The following is a 16,061-nucleotide window of genomic DNA, read 5'->3' as shown; positions in this document are numbered from 1 at the left end:
GAAAGTACCTCGAAGACTGCTTTAGAGCGTCCGAACACTGGCTATTACCCGCACTGACATTCTGTCTATTCACTACCGACCGCTACTGCGGCGTTCTGACCCGCAAGATCAATCGATTATCGCGCGAATTTATTGCTAATCGAATCTTACCCAACTTCCACATCGAAACAAGCTCCAATGCGAACCTGCTGATTTCGCAAAACAAAAAACGTATGCCGCGACCACAGGCACCCGTACCGGGAACGGCAGTATGAAGCTTGGATAATACAGTGTCCGCTCAATTCGGACACATGGCCGCTATTCCGCGAAGTGACAGGCGGCGAAATGGCCCGGCGAATGGGCCTCCCATTGAGGTGTCTCCACCGAACAGCGCGCGGTCGCGATCGGGCATCGGGTATGGAAACGGCAGCCGCTCGGCTTGTTGAGCGGCGATGGAATCTCCCCCTCCAGCTTCTGCGCCGTACCCCGGTCGTCGGGATCGAGAGACGGGATCGCGGAAAGCAGGGCCTTGGTATAGGGATGCTTCGGCGCGGTGAAGAGCTCCCGGCTCGGCGCCATCTCGACGATCGCGCCGAGATACATCACCGCGACGTAGTCGCAGGTATGGGCGACAACACTGAGGTCGTGGCTGATGAAGAGAAAGGTGATGTCCATATCCTTCTGCAGCGACTTCAGAAGGTTGAGGATGTCCGCCTGAATGGAGACGTCGAGCGCGGCGACGCTTTCGTCCGCGACCAGGAATTTCGGCTGGCAGACGAGCGCGCGGGCGATCGAGATGCGCTGGCGCTGACCGCCCGAGAAGGCATGCGGAAAGCGCCGGAGATGTTCAAGGTTGAGCCGGCACCTGGCGGCGATCTCACGCACGCGCTCGTCGGTTTCCGCCCGGGATTTCGTCAGCTTCATGACCTCGATCGGCTCGGCGATAATGTCGCGCACGGTCATGCGCGGGCTGAGGGCCGCATAGGGATCCTGGAAGATCAACTGGGTCCGCTTGCGGTAGTCCTTCAGTTCTCTCTTGCCGAGCCGGCCGATGTCGTAATCGACCTCCTCGTCGACATACCGCACCTCACCTTCGGAGATCGGCGCCGCCTTCAGGATCGCGCGGCCGAGAGTCGTCTTGCCCGACCCGCTCTCGCCGACCAGCCCGAAGAACGAGCCGCGCGGGATCTCGAGCGAAATGTCGTCCACAGCCTTGAGAACCCCGCCGCCGCCCAAGAGGCCGCCCCCGACACCGTAATGAACCGAGAGACGGTTGACCTGAATATGGCTCTGAAGGGTCATGATGCGGCCTCCATGGCGGACTCCACCGCGACACAGGCCGCGGAATGGCTCTCGGAGACAGTCACGGCATCGGGCCGCAGACTGTCGCAGGTGCCCGGGATCATCTTCGGACAGCGCGTGTGAAAGACACACCCCTCCGGCCGCTCAAGCGGACTCGGGATATCGCCCGGAACCGGGGTTAGCGGCTCGTCCAGCCTGTCCAGCTTCGGAAGCGCATTCAGCAGCCCCTGCGTGTAGGGATGGGCCGGCGTGCGGATTACCTCCCGCACGCTGCCCGTTTCCATGACCCGGCCGAGATACATCACCGCGACCCGGTCGGCGGTCTGCGCGATCACGCCAAGGTCATGGGTGATGAACAGGATCGCCATGCCGAACTCGTCGATCAGGTCTTTCATCAGGTCGATGACCTGCGCCTGAATGGTCACGTCAAGCGCCGTCGTGGGCTCGTCGGCGATCAGAAGCTTCGGCCTCGTCGAGAGCGCCATCGCGATCATCGCCCGCTGGCGCATGCCGCCGGAGAACTCGAAGGCGTACTGGTCGATCCGCTTGCCCGCGTCGGAGATGCCGACCCGGTCGAGCATCTCGATCGAGAGTTCCCGTGCCTGCTTCTTGTTCATCGCGGAATGCAGCAGCAACTGCTCGACCATCTGGTCGCCGATCGAGATTGCCGGTGCGAAGCTCGCCATCGGCTCCTGAAAGATCATCGAAATCGCGCCGCCACGGACCACGTTCAGCTCTTTGGCGCGCTTCAGAGAGAGCACATCGATCGGGCCCTCCTCCAGATTGAGGGTGATCCGGCTGTCTGCTCCGTAGACGGTGTTGCCCGCATTGAGCTTCATCAGCGCCTTCGCGGTCACCGATTTGCCCGAGCCGCTCTCGCCGACAAGGCCCAGCACCTCGCCGGCGGCGATATCGAAAGAGACATTGTCGACGGTGGTGATCAGGCCCTCGTCGGTCCTGAACTGGACCGTCAGGTCGCGCACGGAAAGAAGCGGTGCCGTCATCACTTGTGATCCGAATAGGGGTCGGCCGCGTCCCGCAGTCCGTCTCCGACGAAGACGAAGGCGAGCACCATGCCGACGAAGAAAACGACCGGTATGAAGTACCACTGGTAGTTCAGCAGCACGTCGGCGCTGGTGACGTTCTGCAGCATCACGCCGAGCGAATTGACCGGCTCCTTGAGACCGAGTCCGATAAAGCTGAGCGCAGTCTCCGAAAGCACCATGTAGGGGAAGGAAATCACCAGATCGACGATGATGTAGCTGGTGAAGCTCGGCAGCAGATGGCGGCCGATGATGTGCCCCGGCGACGCCCCGCAAAGCTTCGCCGCCAGCACATATTCCTGATTCCGTTCCGTCAACAGGTGGGTGCGCACGCGCCGCGCCAGGGTCGGCCAGCCGATGAAACCGAGGATGATGGAGATGAAGAAGAACCGGGCCTCCGAGCTCCATTCGTCTGGCACGAAGGCGGCGAGCGCCATGAAGAGGGGGATTGCGGGCACCGTCCGCACCGCGTCGGTGATCATCTGCAGCACGCCGTCGGTCACGCCCCCGAAATAGCCAGAGGCCCCGCCGATGATCAGCGCGAGCACGAAACTGATGAAGACGCCGATCGTGCCGACCGCGAGCGAGGTGTAGATCGCATGCAGGGTACGCGAGAAGATGTCCTTGCCGCCGTGATCCGTGCCGAAGATATGGATCCCGCCCTCCTCGATGCCGAAGAGGTGCGTGGTCATCTTGATCCCGGGTATGTCGATATCCAGCGCGTCCCCCGGCAGGTCTAGCTGGAAGCTGAACAGCCGGTATTCCCATCCGCTCGGCAAGAAGGTGACGTACCGCCGCTTCTCGGTGTTGACGCTCGTCACCCAGCGGAAATTCGTCTTGATGGAGCGGGTCCGCTCCAGCGTGTGCAGGAAGGGACGTACCGAACAGCCGTTGTGATCGCAGAACATCGGGATCTGCGGCGCACCGTTCTGATAGTCCTTGTCGCGTCCGGCGATGGTCGGATCGTAGGGCGAGAGGAAGGGCGCGAAGAGCCCCATCAGGATGATCGCGATCAGCACGCCGCCCGCCACCATCGCCGACCGGTTCTTCTTGAAGCGGGCCCAGACAAGCTGCGCCTGGCTCGCCGTGAAATAGGCTTCCCTCGATTTCTGGTCCGCATTCTTGGCGGGAGCCCCGGACAAGGTTTGATCGACCATCGCCTCAGCCTCCCATCACGCTCTTGCGGACACGCGGATCGATGATCGACAGCAGAATGTCCGTCAGGAAGTTCAACGACACGATCGACGCGGTCAGCATGAAAATGATCGCGCCTGCGAGTTGCTGGTCGTTCGAGCGCGCCAGCCCCTCGAGCAGCAGCGCCCCCGCTTCCGAGAGCGTCAGGATGACCGCGACGATCGGCAGCTCGTTGAAAACACGGTTCAGGTCAAAGCCGAGCGAATTGATGATCGGGCCGAGGGCGTGCCGCGCCGGATAGCGCCAGAGCAGCGCGCGTCCATGCACGCCCCTGGCCCGCGCCGCGGTGACATAGAGCTTGCCGTACTCGTCCGACATCAGCGCCCGCACGGTCTGCAGCGCGAAGGCCGTCGCCGACCAGCCGAGGATGAAGATCGGGAGCCAGGCATGGGAAAGGAAGTCGAGCACTCTCTCCCAGGACCAGGGCGCGTCGCGGAACTCCTTGGAGAACATGCCCGTCAGGCTGTCGCCGAAGACCATGGTCGAGAACAGCATGATCATCAGCGCGAGCAGGAAATTCGGCAGTGCGAGTCCGAGATAGGAGACAAAACGCAAACTGTTGTTGAGCGACGCGCTCGACACCGTCGCCGATATGATGCCGACAGGCAGGGCGATCAGGTAAGCGACCAGAAGCGCGACGAAACAGATCCCGAGCGAGATCCAGATCTTCTCGCCGAGCAACTGGTTGATATTCACGCGCAGGATGCAGCTGTCGCCGAAATCGCCCCTGAAAAAGACATTCCCGACCCAGCTCGCCCAGCGCTGGATATAGGGCTTGTCGAGGCCGAGACGCTGTTCCTCCGCCTTGATGTCCTCGATGCTGATCTGCTCGCCCTGGGTGTTCTTGAAGGCGAGGTAACGCTCGGCGCAGTTCGCCGGCACCAGCTCCATCAGCGTGAAGACGATGAAGGACACCAGCAGCAACGTGAACACGGCCATCGCCGCGCGCGTGCAAACGAATTGAACGAATCTCAGCATATCCCCACCTCCGTCGGTCTTAGATCGACCGATCTCTCGAGGTCATCGATCTAAAGCCGACGCAGGCGGGACCGGTGCAAAACCGGCCCCGCCGCGCGGAGATGTCAGCTCTCGTCAGCAAGGAACCATTGCTGCGGGCGATAGGGGTAGGTCCTGTAATACTCGTAGGACCAGGTCTTGAACTCCGGGAAGTTCTTCAGCGCGTTCCGGTGGTAGATCGGGTTCGGCGCCTGGACCGTGCCGAGGAAGAGCAGGTTCCCGGTCATGTTCTTCACCAGACGCTGACCGATCTGGTCGTTCTCCGGCGTGCCGACCAGGGTCGACTGGAAGGCGTCGATATCGGCCAGCATCTCGTCGACATAGGCCGGCGGTTTCACGCCCTTGGCACCGTTGCTGTCGAGATATTCGGCCCAGAGCATGCCGGTTCGGCTGCCGAAATAGTTTTCGAACGGCGGCTGGAACAGCTCCGAGTTGCCAAGCACGATCGCGAGCGGCTGGCCTTTCTGCCACATCAGGACATCGAGCTGGTTGGAGGACTGGGCCGAGCGGTATTCGTCCGGAGTCACCTCCTTGACCGTGCTCTTGACGCCAACATTCGTCCAGTGCTGCGCGACCAGTTCCGCGACCTGCCCCGGCATGCCCTGAGTGGCAAACTGCAGGTTCAGCACCAGCGGCGCGCCGTTCGGCAGCTCGCGGGCACCGTCGCCGTCCTTGTCGACGACACCGATTTCATTGAGCAGCTTCTTCGCCAGGTCCGGATCGAACTGGGCGTAGTGACCTTCCCATTTCGGATCGACGAATTTCGGCGTCGGGGAGAAGGCGACATATTGCTTCGGCTTGCCCTGTCCGAAGAAGGCAACCTCGTTGATCTCGTCCCGGTTCATCGCGACGGACATCGCCTGGCGGAACTTCAGATCGCCGAAGACCTTGCGCTTTTCTTCATCCGGCGAGGTGACGTTGAAGGCGAAGACCGGCATGGCGATCGTCGGCTTCAGGTCGACGGTATAGTCGCCTTTTTCCTGGTTCTCGAGCAGGATCGGCGCGGACGGAAGCTGCAACGACTGCGACTTGTAGTCGATCTCGCCGTTGACCGCCTTCAGGATGCGGACCTCGTTCTCGTTGATGTGCACCTCGTCGATCTCGTTGATATATGGCAGCTGGTTGCCCGCCGTATCGACCATGTGGAAATAGGGGTTCGCCACCAGGCGGCGGCCTTCCGTGCTTTCCGCGATGACGATATGCGATTCAAGCGTCGGATAGACGCCTTTCGGCATCTTCGGCGCCTTTTCCGGATCCGACAGCATGATGGTCGGCGTATCGGTCCAGTCCGAATTGCCGTAATAGGCCGAGATCACGGCATAGCCGTTCTCGTAACCGAGTTCCGCCGCCTTTTTGTCCGCATCCGGGTTGTATTTCGGATGGAACTGGCCGAGGAAGTGCTTCGGCATGAAGGGCTGAGAATAGTGCGTCGCGAAATGGGCGAGCAGGCCCGGCTTCGGCGCCGGCAGATTGAAGACCACGGTCTGCGGATCCGGAGCCTCGACGGTCATCCGCTTGCCGGCGACGAGAACATAGTCCTTCGGCTTCTTGATGATGTTCTCGTCGAACACCATGTCGTCGTACCAGAACTTGATGTCTTCGGACGTGAAGGGCGCCCCGTCGGACCATTTGTGGCCCTTGCGCAGCTTCATCGTCAACTTGGTGAAGTCTTCGTTCCATTCCCAGCTCTTGGCGACATTCGGCACGATGGTCGCCAGATCGTCGCTATAGCGCACCAGACTGACATGGCGCACGGAGAGCAGGTCGGATGTCCCGGCTTCAGGCGCGTTCGACAGGCCGTCAAGCACACCGCCATATTTTCCGATCTCGGCATAGGGCACCACGACCAGCGGCTCTTCCGGCAGTCTCTCGGCGAGCGGCGGCAGCGCGCCGTTGCCCTGGATCTTGCCGTTCAACTCGTCAGCTTTCGGATTGCCGGAAAAGGCGAGTTTGCAGCCGGCGGCGCTTTCGAACTCGGCCAGCTCGTACTGCTGCGGAAAGGCCCCGGCCTTCACGCCCTTCATGTCAGCGACGGTGATTTGCGGACAGTCGGCGAGCGCCGTCCCCGCGAAGGCGTAGAGCGCTACGCCAGCCAAAAGGAGTGTTTTACGCATGAAGTCCCCCAAGGATTTTTGCTTTCCGAGCCCTCCACCCAAGAACCCGGACCGGACGACGCTATTCTGCGTTCATTAATATTGCAATGCAGTACGATGACGCTTTTGTGACGCTCGCGCCAGCATGATTTGTTGCCGAACCCGTTCATTCGCACGCCCATAGGTAATTCATTCGCGCAAAATTGGCGATTTTTTAGGTGCGACGCAGCATTTCTAGAGTCAGGGAAAACAGAATCCGAAGCCTCGGATTTTACACCTTCCGCTGGAACTTTTTCTCCAGCCTCATTGCAAGAAACGCCGCTGGAATCGACACCAGCAGGAAGAACGTTCCGACAAGGGTCATGGGTTCCAGATATTTGTAGTGACTGTTGCTGTAGATATTCGCGGCATTGAAAAGCTCGACCACGGTGATCGCCGCTAGTAGCGGTGTTTCCTTGAACATCGTGATCAGGTAGTTCGCGAGCGGCGGGATCATCGGCGGGATCGCCTGCGGCAGCACGACGTAACGCCATGTCTGGAAAGCGTTGTAATTCAGCGACCTGGCGGCTTCCCATTGCCCTTTCGGCACATTCTCGATCCCGGCCCGAAAGACTTCGGAGGTATATGTGCTGAAGTGAACGCCGAGCCCGATCACCCCGGCGACAAAGGGCTCCAAGAATATACCGAGGTCGGGCAGGACATAAAACAGGAAGTAGAGCTGCACGAGAAGCGGAGTCCGGCGGACGAATTCCGACGACCAATAGGAGATCCAGGCGAGCGGCCGGATCGGCGACATTTTCAGGATGGCCAACGCAAGGCCGAGTACATAGGCAACGAACGCCCCGACGAGCGTTGCCTGCACCGTCACCACCAGGCCCGAGGCAAGGCGCGGCGTCACGGCGGCGGCGACATCCCAGCTCCACTCCATGATCAGCTCCCCTGCCGCGCGACCGTATTGCGCCCTTTGGATACCCGCTTCTCCAACTGCTTCATGCCGCCAAGAAGTACTGTCGAAATCAGGAAGTAGATCACCAGGATCACAAGAAACGGCTCGAGTGTGAGGGCCGTCTGCGCCCGCACGATTTGCGCCGCGTAGGTGAGATCCGCAATCGTGATCAGCGAGGCGACCGCCGTCAGTTTCAGCAGTTCGATCAGCAGGTTTCCGAAAGACGGCAACATCATCGGCACCGCCTGGGGGATCAGCACGTAGCGGTATTTCTGATAGCTGCTGTAGTTGAGCGCGATCGCCGCCTCGTGTTGCTCCTTGGCGACCGACTGCAGGGCCCCGCGCACCACCTCTGAGCCGTAGCTGCCGAGATTACAGCCGCAGGCGACAATGCCGGCAACGATCGGCGGCAGGAAGATGCCCCAGAGCGGCAGCACGAAATACATGAAGAACATCTGCACGAGAGCCGACGTTCCTCGGAAGAACTCGAGATACACGATCGCCGCCCACCGGACGGTGCGGAAGGGAGAGAGCCGGGCCAGCCCAACGACAAAGGCGATCACCACCGCCAGAACCGCGCTTGCCAGCGTCAGCTCAATGGTCGTGATCGTGCCTTTCAGCAACAGCGGTGCGTATTCGAAGACGGCTTCCATGCGGCTCTCCGGACGATGCTCTCGCCGGCGGCCGCCACGCTCCGAAGAGATGGCGGCCGCCTTTGGGAACAGATATGCGTTGTCGGGATCAGTTACCCGGACAGAAGTCGTCGCGCTTCACGCTCAGGGTTGCCGCTGGAGAGAAGCCGTACGGCTCGACGATCTTGGCAAACTCGCCACTGTCCTTGAGCTTTTTCAGAGCTTCGTCGTAAGCATCCCGGAAATCCTTGTCATTCGGATTGAATGCCGCTCCGGCACAGCCCATCGGTACGCCGGCGACCGGCATGATGAGTTCGAGGTTCGGGTCGTTGGTCTTGCGCAGGAGATCCTGGGTCCCGAGCCCGGAAAGCGCGAACACATCGACCCGGCCCTGCTGTAGCATCTTGATACCGCTGGGCGGATCGGTGAAGACCTTGATCTGCTCCGGCTTGACCCCGCGCTCTAGCGCGTAGGCTTCCTCGGCGCACCCGGCGCAGGTCGTCATCGTGACCTCGGGGTTATTCCCAATATCCTCATAGGTCATGATCTTGTGCGGATTTCCGGCGGCCACTGCGAAGGCCTCGGCACCGCAGAGATCCGGTTCAGAATAGATGATGGATTCGCAGCGCTTCGGCTTGATGTAGAGGCCGGAAGTCGCCATGTCGACGCGCCGCGCCTGCAGGGCCGGGATCATCGAGCCGTACGGCACGATCTGCGCCTTGAGTTCCGGTACGCCGAGCATCTTCATGACAGCGCGAGCAACATCCGGCGCGGCGCCGCTGACGTAGCCATCCGACTTGACGTCGCTGTAGGGCGGCTCGTTCGCCACCGCGACCGTTGCATAGCCCTGCTCGCGCAGCTTATCGAGCGTTCCGGCACTCGCCGCGCCGACGGTCGCGGCCAGTGCGGCCGCTCCCATGATCACTGTGCGGAACAGTGCCCCCGCTTTGCCTTGTATCATTTATGTCTCCATTTCCAGATTCAGGCCTAAGTCTCCCAGTGTCTTCCCCCGCCATTTCTCAAGTGATGTTTGAGAGGAAGTTGCGAAGAAAACTGCGTGTTCTCTCCTCTTTCGGATCGGTGAAGATCTGTTCCGGCGCTCCGGACTCGACGATCTTGCCTTTCTCGAAAAACAGCACCCGGTCCGCAAAATCCCGGGCAAAATTCATCTCGTGCGTGACGGTGAGCATGGTCGTGTCGGTCTCGTGCGCGAGCTTCCGCAATACCTCGAGCACCTCCTCGACCAGTTCCGGATCAAGCGCAGAGGTCACCTCGTCGAACAGCATGATCTTCGGATCCATGGCGAGCGCGCGCGCAATCGCCACCCGCTGTTGCTGCCCGCCCGAAAGCTGGTGCGGATAATGGCTGTGCTTGTCGGACAATCCGACCATCGCAAGCAGGTCCGACGCCTTGTCGCGCGCTTCCGCTTTCGGCGTTCTGCGAATCAGCACCTGGGGTTGCTCGATGTTCTCGATCGCCGTCAGGTGGGGAAACAGATTGAACTGCTGGAAGACCATGCCAACACCGGAGCGCATCTTGCGCAGATGCTTCTCGCTCGCCCGCACCTTCTTTCCATCGCGCAACTCGTGCCAGAGCGGCTCGCCGTCCAGCAGCACCTCGCCGCCACTGATATCCTCCAGCGTCATCAGTATGCGCAGGATTGTTGTCTTGCCCGATCCGCTCGGCCCGATCAGGGCAAGTTTCTCACCCGCAGAGACATGAAGGTTCAAGTCGTCGAGAACCTTCAGGCTGCCGAAAGACTTCGAAACGTCGCGGAATTCGATGATTTCGTTCACGGTGCCCCCAGCCAAGCTTCGTCCGGCCACAGCCGACCGCTTTCGGTCGCGCCTGCACCGGATGAGAACCTCCCAAATGGCTTCTTTTCAGCGGACACCCGTATATGGGGGACGCGTCTGTGCCTTGTTCCCTGTCCATCCCGGTTCTTTCATAGAAAAATCGGGACCAACGACCGGAGGCACACGCTCTGATTGACGTATTTCACTGCCGATCGCAGGATTATGCTAGCAGAGGAGTTTGCCGCCTCTCGGTCCAAGTGAAGAACATTTTGAAAAAAAATCGCAAATTAATAATCAAGAGTGACTGAATATGCCCAAAGCAGAGCTATCAAAGACGGACCTCTCTATCCTCCGTCTTCTCCAGGAAAACGCCCGCGAACGCCTCGAAGCCATCGCCTTCGAGACCGGGCTCTCGGTTTCCACTGTGCAGCGCCGGATCAAGATGCTCAGGGATGAAAACGCCATTCTGAGCGAAACCGCGCTGATCGACCCTGCGGCCACCGGCTACCAGATGACCTTCATCATTCTGGTGGAGCTGGAACGGGAGAGGATCGACCAGATCGATGCGTTTCGCCGCAAGGTCAGAGGCGAGGAGCAGATCCAGCAATGCTACTACATCACCGGTGAAGCCGACTTTGCACTGATCGCTCTCGCCCGCGACATGGAAGACTATCGCGACCTGACGCAACGCCTCTTCTTCGAGGATACAAACGTCAAACGCTTCCGTACGTCTGTTGTGATGGACCGTGCGAAAGTGGGCCTCCATGTTCCGCTGGGCGAGTAGACCCACTCTGCAGGTTCGATTGCCGCACCCGGCGGACGGCGCTTAGTTGGCGGGACTCATTCCTCGCCGGCGGTCGATCCCGGCGCTGAAATATGCTTGGCGATATAGGCGGGCTCGCCCATGCGGTTGATCAGGTCGAGCTGAAGTTCGAGCCAGGACATGTGACCTTCCTCGTCGAGGGCGATCTTCTCGAACAGCACACGGGAGCCGATATCGCTGTCCGCCTGTGCCTGCGTCGCCGCCTCGGTGTAGAACTTGATCGCGCCTTTCTCGTCGTCGAGATCGGCCTGGAACATGTCCTTCAGGCTCTGGGCCCGGGCCGGGGTCTTGTCGAATTTCATCTCGACATCGCCCTTGAGGAACATGATGCGTTCGATGAAAGCGTCGGAGTGACCGAGTTCTTCCTGCATTTCCTCGCGCATCTGCGCCGCCAGCAGGTCGATGCCCCAATCCTCCAGAACGTGGGCGTGAAGCTGATACTGGTGCGCCGCGGTCAGTTCCATGCTCAGCGCCTTCTGGAGGTTCGTCAGGGTTTTCGTCTTAGCCATCTCGGCACATCCTTTCGCAATGTCTGTTTGAGAAATCTTCGGAATCCAAAGAATTCGCCGCCGGAAAGAGATCCGTCCGGCGGAAATGAACGACAGGGAGATGGTTCCAGACCGACTCCCCGACCATGGGTCAGATTGTCGCTGCCTGTCCGACGCCTTCGCCCCGTTCGGGCGCGGCGGTTTTCTTCGGCCGGGCGGAATCAAACCCGCTGGCAAGATATCGCGCTTTTGTGACAGCATGACCCGGCTTGGGAGCGAGGAACGGCTCCCGGGCCCGGACAGCGAAAGGGTTTCACGATGCAATGTCATTTCAGAACAACGGCGCTGGCGAGCGCCGCTGCCGCATTCCTCTCCTTCGGCGCAGCCACCACCGCGCAGGCCGAAGACATTCCCGCCCATGACGGTCTGAATGCCACCTACTGGGTGCAGAACGCGGTCGAATACAAGGCGAATGCCTACGCGCTCTACCAACTCGCCACGGTCCGTCTCGACCAGGCCCTGGCCGACACGAGCTGGACCGCGGCGCTGGAGCAGACCGGCGACTATCAGTCGAAGCCGCCGGCGGTGATCCTCGACATCGACGAGACCGTGCTCGACAATTCGCCCTACCAGGCCTGGATCGTCGAGAAGGACAAATATTACAGCTCGAAGACCTGGGGGCCGTTCGTCGAGAGCCAGACCTCGCGTGTCATTCCCGGATCGCTCGAATTCACCAAATACGCCAAGTCCAAGGGCGTGAAGGTGATCTACGTCTCGAACCGGAAGGCGCCCGGCGAGGACGCGACCCGTGCCAACCTGAAGAAGTTCGGTTACCCGGTCGATGAAGACACCGATGTCGTACTGTTGCGCGGCGAGAAAGAGGAATGGAAGTCCTCCAACAAGACGCCGCGCCGCGAGGCGGTGGCCGCCGAATACCGCGTGCTGCTGCAGCTCGGCGACAATCTCGGCGATTTTACCGACGAGAACGTGAAAGGCTCACCGTCCGAACGCCTCGAGACCTTCAAGAAATACCAGGCCATGTGGGGCAAGCAGTGGATCATGTTCGCCAACCCGACCTACGGATCCTGGGAAGGGGCCGCGATCAACAACAACTGGAGAGCCCCCAGCTCCGAGAAGCGCGCCATGAAGCACGCGATCATGGACGAGTGGGAAGGTCCCAAGTAAGGCTCCAAATCCCCGATCTTTCGCGAACAGCCCGGCCCCCGGCCGGGCTGATTGCGTTCCGGTGTCACCGGCCCCGGTTGCGCATGACCGCCTGTCGTCTGATACGGGCTTCCCGGGCCCCCCGCTTCTGCTCCGCCAGACTGTCCTGCATTGCCGATTGGCGGTTCGCCGTCGCGCCCGCGGCCCGGTTCTCCCGCCCCTGAACCGCCTTGTCCCGGCGCTGACGGGCTGCGCGGGCCTGCGTTTCCTTCAGACTCTCCAGCTCGTTCCGCCTGGCCTCGAGTTTGGCCTCGCTCGCGGACTGCCGCGCCGCGCGTTCCTGAGCCGCACTCTTGTAGCGCTGCTCCGTCGTTTGCTGCTGGTGCTGCTGTGCGCGGCGCGCCGCCTCGGCCCTGCCCTCAAGCATTGCGCGGTCACGGGCATCCCGTCTGGCAGCGGTTTCCGCGGCACGGTTTTCCCGGTCTCTTGCACTGTCCTGCAATCTCTGAACGGCGTCTTCCGCGCTCCTCTCGGCCTCTTTCCTGACCTGCTCCGCCTTTTCCAGATTGGCCTGCCGATCCACGCCGTGTTCGCTGATGGCAGCAGCCGCCGCCGCGGACCGTTCTTGCGCCCGAATGCGCATGTCCCGCTCCAGGCGCCGCGCCTTTTCAAGCGCCTCGCGATATTCCCAGTCCCGGGAGTTTTCCTCGATGGCCTCCCTCTCCTGTCCCGGAACAGGCAGGGCGCCGGTCAGCACCAGCAGCACGGAAGCAAAGACTATAAGGAGGCGCATGAGCGGCATCGGACATGTCCCAACTCGATCCGACACACGATCACATGGGATCGCTCAAGCGACAAGACACGGCCCGAGAAAGACCTTCTTGATCCAGCTACTCCCCTTTTTTCGGGAGCGAACCGCCAACCTCTCAGCCGGGCGACGAACAGGCGCCTGGAATTCTCACATCGGCCCTATGCGAGGATTGCCGGCAATCGCCGATCGCCGTCAATCGGGCCAACTCCTGAATGAAATCTCAGAACTGCATTACACTACTGCGCGGAAAAACTCCGGGCATCTGGAGTTTGTTTTCTCTCCAAGGGCTGTAGACGGCTTCGGTCTTGCTTAATTCACCTGGTGACCCTCCATGGTCCGCACCATCGACGGGCTTGCCGATCATCCGGAAGGTCTCCGTCGAGGCACCAGCCGATTTCAAGAGAACGAGAACGCGCAATGCCGGGCCCGGCGCGACCACTGCGGTGCGACAGGATCACGGGCGTGAAAAGGCAGTCCGGCTGTCGCAGCAGATTGCGAACAGAATTCTTGTAGGATTGTTGACAATCCGACAAAGCAAGTCATTCTGCTTCAAGCGCCCGCACATCCAGGACATGAAATGCCCGCTGATCAAATCCGCTACATCTCTTTTGACTGCTACGGAACGCTCACTGATTTCCGGGTCGGCGACATCACCCGTGCGAGGTTCGGCGACCGCCTCGACGCAGCGGCAATGCCCGCATTCCTGGAAGATTTCACCGCTTACAGATTCGATGAAACGCTCGGCGACTGGAAGCCATACCCGGACGTTCTTGCAAGGGCTCTCGAGCGGACCTGCCGGCGATGGGGGATCGCTTTCCGGGCCGGCGATGCCGGGGCCATCGTCAAGGCCATCCCGAACTGGGGCCCGCACGCGGATGTTCCCGCGCCGCTCGCCCGCGTTGCCGAAAAATTTCCGCTCGTCATTCTGTCCAATGCAGCCAACAGCCAGATCCAGTCCAATGTCGACTTGCTCGGCGCGCCGTTCCACGCCGTGCTCACCGCCGAGCAGGCTCAAGCCTACAAACCCCGCCTCCGGGCATTCGAGTACATGTTCGACACGCTCGACTGCGGACCGGAGCATTTCATGCATGTCTCCTCCAGCCTCCGTTACGACCTGATGTCCGCGAGCGACCTCAGAATCGGACGGCGCGTTTTCGTCGAGCGCGGGCACGGACCGGGAAATGCGGCCTATGACTACCAGGCGATCCCGGATCTCGGCGGCCTGCCGGGCCTGCTCGGCCTTTAGAACGGGGCCGCAACCGTGACCAGTTCCCAAAGAATCGAGCGCGTCACTCTCCCGACGCAGATCGCCGACCGGCTCCGCGCCGACATCCTCGCCGGCGCCTACGAATGTGGCAGCCAACTCCTCGAGAACGAGGTTGCGCTGGCCTTCGGAGTCAGCAGGGGCCCGCTGCGCGAGGCCATGCAGCGCCTCGTTCAGGAAGGGCTGCTGCGGAGCGAGCCCCATCGCGGGGTGTTCGTGACGGAGGTCGGCGAGGACGACTTGCGCGATCTTTTCTTCGTCCGCGGCGCTCTCGAAACGGCCGCCGTCCGGAAGATTTTCGAAACCGGCGACCGGGGACAAACCGCGGACACCCTCACCGGCATCGCCGGACAGATGGATATCGCGATGAAATCCGGCGACCGGATTGCCGGCGGAGATCTCGATTTCGCATTCCACAAGACACTGGTTGACGCCGCAGGCAGCAAACGCCTGTCGCAAAGTTACGCCTCTGTGCAGACGGAAACCCGCCTCTGCCTGCACCGCCTTATGGGCGGATACCGCAGCAGCCAGGACCTTGCCGACGAGCATTTCCGGCTCGCCGGACTGGTTCGCTCGGCCGAAATCGGCGCGGTCCTCGACGAACTCGGCCGGCATTTCGGGGATCCGACCGAGGTCCTGAAGCGCGCGCGCAAGCAGGAGCGCGGCCAATGACGGGAGACCACGTCTTTTTCGACCGGGTTTCGCTGGCCGATCTCGACCCGATTGCGGATCTGGTCAGGGCCGTCGCCTGGCCGCACCGGCGCGAGGACGTCGCCCAACTCATCCGCCTCGGCGGCGGCCGGATCGCGCGCGATGAAAAGCACGGACGCCCGCTCGCCACCGGCCTCTGGTGGACCTTCGGTGATGTTCTGGCACGCATCGGCCTCGTCATTGTCGCGCCGGAATGCCAGGGACGTGGCGTCGGCCGGAAGCTGGTCGAGAGACTGCTCGAAGATACGGCGCCGCGCCCCGTCGTGCTTCTGGCGACGGATGCCGGTTTGCCGCTCTACGAGAAACTCGGCTTCACCACCTTCGACCGGTTCGTGCAGTATCAGGGAACCTGCAACGGGGACACAGTCCGGGATCCTCGGGTTTCCGCTGCATCTTCGCGCGACATCCCGGAGATTGCGGCATTCGATGCGGCGGCGTTCGGCGCCGGCCGCGGGGACCTGCTGCGTGATCTCGCCGTAGGCGGTAGCGCCGCGGTCCTGACAGAAGGCGGACGGATCAAGGGGTACGCGATTTCCCGCGCGTTCGGCCGCGGCACCGTCATAGGCCCGCTCGTGGCTGTCTCGGAGGGCGATGCCCTTGCCCTCTTCAGGGCTCTCGTCCGTCCTGGCTTCGTCCGGATCGACTGCCCGGCGGGAGCCTCCGCGCTCATAGGACATCTGAAGACAGCAGGGCTGGAGGATGTTGGCGCATCGCCCGTCATGGTGCGCGGCGACTGGACGCCGCCAGCCGGTCAGGCACGCATTTTCGGCCTCGCCAGCCACGCCCTCGGATAGGAGC

General features: G+C 61.5%; 16 protein-coding genes. 5 read left to right on the top strand and 11 right to left on the bottom strand.

The annotated features are described in order from the left end of the window. Positions 1–297: 297 nt before the first annotated feature. The 9 genes from ACOOE1_RS00920 to ehuA form a co-directional block, all read right to left on the bottom strand. Positions 298–1,281: an ABC transporter ATP-binding protein gene (locus ACOOE1_RS00920; protein ID WP_420404463.1), complete on the bottom strand. Its 984-nt coding sequence runs from the start codon at positions 1,279–1,281 to the stop codon at positions 298–300. Further along, positions 1,278–2,285: an ABC transporter ATP-binding protein gene (locus tag ACOOE1_RS00915; protein ID WP_420404462.1), complete on the bottom strand. Its 1,008-nt coding sequence runs from the start codon at positions 2,283–2,285 to the stop codon at positions 1,278–1,280. The genes ACOOE1_RS00920 and ACOOE1_RS00915 overlap by 4 nt, the downstream gene beginning before the upstream one ends. Next, positions 2,285–3,481 carry an ABC transporter permease gene (locus tag ACOOE1_RS00910; protein ID WP_420404461.1) on the bottom strand — a complete coding sequence of 399 codons (1,197 nt, stop codon included), beginning with the start codon at positions 3,479–3,481 and terminating at the stop codon, positions 2,285–2,287. Before ACOOE1_RS00910 ends, ACOOE1_RS00915 begins: the two co-directional genes overlap by 1 nt. Before the next feature lie 4 nt (positions 3,482–3,485). After that, complete coding sequence (locus ACOOE1_RS00905) at positions 3,486–4,496, bottom strand: ABC transporter permease (protein ID WP_420404460.1); 1,011 nt, start codon at positions 4,494–4,496, stop codon at positions 3,486–3,488. Between the two features lie 104 nt (positions 4,497–4,600). Continuing rightward, positions 4,601–6,649, bottom strand: a complete 2,049-nt coding sequence (locus tag ACOOE1_RS00900) for an ABC transporter substrate-binding protein (RefSeq protein ID WP_420404459.1) — start codon at positions 6,647–6,649, stop codon at positions 4,601–4,603. 250 nt (positions 6,650–6,899) lie between these two features. Continuing rightward, positions 6,900–7,556: an ectoine/hydroxyectoine ABC transporter permease subunit EhuD gene (ehuD, locus tag ACOOE1_RS00895; protein ID WP_420404458.1), complete on the bottom strand. Its 657-nt coding sequence runs from the start codon at positions 7,554–7,556 to the stop codon at positions 6,900–6,902. Positions 7,557–7,558: 2 nt separating this feature from the next. Further along, complete coding sequence (gene ehuC, locus ACOOE1_RS00890) at positions 7,559–8,227, bottom strand: ectoine/hydroxyectoine ABC transporter permease subunit EhuC (protein ID WP_420404457.1); 669 nt, start codon at positions 8,225–8,227, stop codon at positions 7,559–7,561. Between the two features lie 88 nt (positions 8,228–8,315). Further along, on the bottom strand, positions 8,316–9,167 hold the full coding sequence (gene ehuB / locus ACOOE1_RS00885; protein WP_420404456.1) for an ectoine/hydroxyectoine ABC transporter substrate-binding protein EhuB: 852 nt from the start codon (positions 9,165–9,167) through the stop codon (positions 8,316–8,318). Positions 9,168–9,225: 58 nt separating this feature from the next. Beyond that, complete coding sequence (gene ehuA / locus ACOOE1_RS00880) at positions 9,226–9,993, bottom strand: ectoine/hydroxyectoine ABC transporter ATP-binding protein EhuA (protein WP_420406392.1); 768 nt, start codon at positions 9,991–9,993, stop codon at positions 9,226–9,228. A gap of 319 nt (positions 9,994–10,312) precedes the next feature. Between ehuA and ACOOE1_RS00875 the strand changes: the two genes are divergently transcribed. Beyond that, complete coding sequence (locus ACOOE1_RS00875) at positions 10,313–10,786, top strand: Lrp/AsnC family transcriptional regulator (protein ID WP_420404455.1); 474 nt, start codon at positions 10,313–10,315, stop codon at positions 10,784–10,786. A 56-nt stretch (positions 10,787–10,842) separates the two neighbouring features. On the opposite strand, the gene ACOOE1_RS00870 is transcribed toward ACOOE1_RS00875, so the two are convergent. Further along, positions 10,843–11,334, bottom strand: coding sequence for a bacterioferritin (locus tag ACOOE1_RS00870; RefSeq protein WP_420404454.1), 492 nt, complete (start codon positions 11,332–11,334; stop codon positions 10,843–10,845). A 297-nt stretch (positions 11,335–11,631) separates the two neighbouring features. Here ACOOE1_RS00870 and ACOOE1_RS00865 point away from each other — a divergent pair, with 297 nt between their 5' ends. After that, a complete protein-coding gene (locus ACOOE1_RS00865; protein ID WP_420404453.1) occupies positions 11,632–12,498 on the top strand; it encodes a 5'-nucleotidase, lipoprotein e(P4) family in 867 nt (288 codons plus the stop codon). Between the two features lie 64 nt (positions 12,499–12,562). Here the strand turns inward: ACOOE1_RS00865 and ACOOE1_RS00860 are convergent, their stop codons facing one another. Then, positions 12,563–13,279 carry a hypothetical protein gene (locus ACOOE1_RS00860; protein WP_420404452.1) on the bottom strand — a complete coding sequence of 239 codons (717 nt, stop codon included), beginning with the start codon at positions 13,277–13,279 and terminating at the stop codon, positions 12,563–12,565. A gap of 586 nt (positions 13,280–13,865) precedes the next feature. Here ACOOE1_RS00860 and ACOOE1_RS00855 point away from each other — a divergent pair. Genes ACOOE1_RS00855 through ACOOE1_RS00845 form a run of 3 tightly spaced genes read left to right on the top strand, consistent with a single transcriptional unit; the run spans position 13,866 to position 16,057 of the window. Further along, positions 13,866–14,534 (top strand): haloacid dehalogenase type II, encoded by a 669-nt coding sequence (locus tag ACOOE1_RS00855; protein ID WP_420404451.1) that lies wholly within the window; start codon positions 13,866–13,868, stop codon positions 14,532–14,534. Positions 14,535–14,549: 15 nt separating this feature from the next. After that, positions 14,550–15,224 carry a GntR family transcriptional regulator gene (locus tag ACOOE1_RS00850; RefSeq protein WP_420404450.1) on the top strand — a complete coding sequence of 225 codons (675 nt, stop codon included), beginning with the start codon at positions 14,550–14,552 and terminating at the stop codon, positions 15,222–15,224. Continuing rightward, positions 15,221–16,057, top strand: coding sequence for a GNAT family N-acetyltransferase (locus tag ACOOE1_RS00845; protein ID WP_420404449.1), 837 nt, complete (start codon positions 15,221–15,223; stop codon positions 16,055–16,057). The genes ACOOE1_RS00850 and ACOOE1_RS00845 overlap by 4 nt, the downstream gene beginning before the upstream one ends. Positions 16,058–16,061 lie beyond the last annotated feature (4 nt).

This window comes from Nisaea sp., from assembly GCF_965216895.1.
Lineage (GTDB): Bacteria > Pseudomonadota > Alphaproteobacteria > Thalassobaculales > Thalassobaculaceae > Nisaea.
Note: the sequence above shows the minus strand (reverse complement) of the source record. Positions and strands in the feature narration are given on the sequence as shown.

What these genes read in the sequence shown, in the direction of transcription:
- ehuC (WP_420404457.1), bottom strand. Translation starts at nt 8,227, where the DNA reads ATGGAAGCCGTCTTCGAATACGCACCGCTGTTGCTGAAAGGCACGATC.
- ACOOE1_RS00915 (WP_420404462.1), bottom strand. Translation starts at nt 2,285, where the DNA reads ATGACGGCACCGCTTCTTTCCGTGCGCGACCTGACGGTCCAGTTCAGG.
- ACOOE1_RS00875 (WP_420404455.1), top strand. Translation starts at nt 10,313, where the DNA reads ATGCCCAAAGCAGAGCTATCAAAGACGGACCTCTCTATCCTCCGTCTT.
- ACOOE1_RS00870 (WP_420404454.1), bottom strand. Translation starts at nt 11,334, where the DNA reads ATGGCTAAGACGAAAACCCTGACGAACCTCCAGAAGGCGCTGAGCATG.
- ACOOE1_RS00910 (WP_420404461.1), bottom strand. Translation starts at nt 3,481, where the DNA reads ATGGTCGATCAAACCTTGTCCGGGGCTCCCGCCAAGAATGCGGACCAG.
- ACOOE1_RS00860 (WP_420404452.1), bottom strand. Translation starts at nt 13,279, where the DNA reads ATGCCGCTCATGCGCCTCCTTATAGTCTTTGCTTCCGTGCTGCTGGTG.
- ACOOE1_RS00845 (WP_420404449.1), top strand. Translation starts at nt 15,221, where the DNA reads ATGACGGGAGACCACGTCTTTTTCGACCGGGTTTCGCTGGCCGATCTC.
- ACOOE1_RS00865 (WP_420404453.1), top strand. Translation starts at nt 11,632, where the DNA reads ATGCAATGTCATTTCAGAACAACGGCGCTGGCGAGCGCCGCTGCCGCA.
- ACOOE1_RS00855 (WP_420404451.1), top strand. Translation starts at nt 13,866, where the DNA reads ATGCCCGCTGATCAAATCCGCTACATCTCTTTTGACTGCTACGGAACG.
- ehuB (WP_420404456.1), bottom strand. Translation starts at nt 9,167, where the DNA reads ATGATACAAGGCAAAGCGGGGGCACTGTTCCGCACAGTGATCATGGGA.
- ACOOE1_RS00920 (WP_420404463.1), bottom strand. Translation starts at nt 1,281, where the DNA reads ATGACCCTTCAGAGCCATATTCAGGTCAACCGTCTCTCGGTTCATTAC.
- ACOOE1_RS00905 (WP_420404460.1), bottom strand. Translation starts at nt 4,496, where the DNA reads ATGCTGAGATTCGTTCAATTCGTTTGCACGCGCGCGGCGATGGCCGTG.
- ACOOE1_RS00900 (WP_420404459.1), bottom strand. Translation starts at nt 6,649, where the DNA reads ATGCGTAAAACACTCCTTTTGGCTGGCGTAGCGCTCTACGCCTTCGCG.
- ehuD (WP_420404458.1), bottom strand. Translation starts at nt 7,556, where the DNA reads ATGGAGTGGAGCTGGGATGTCGCCGCCGCCGTGACGCCGCGCCTTGCC.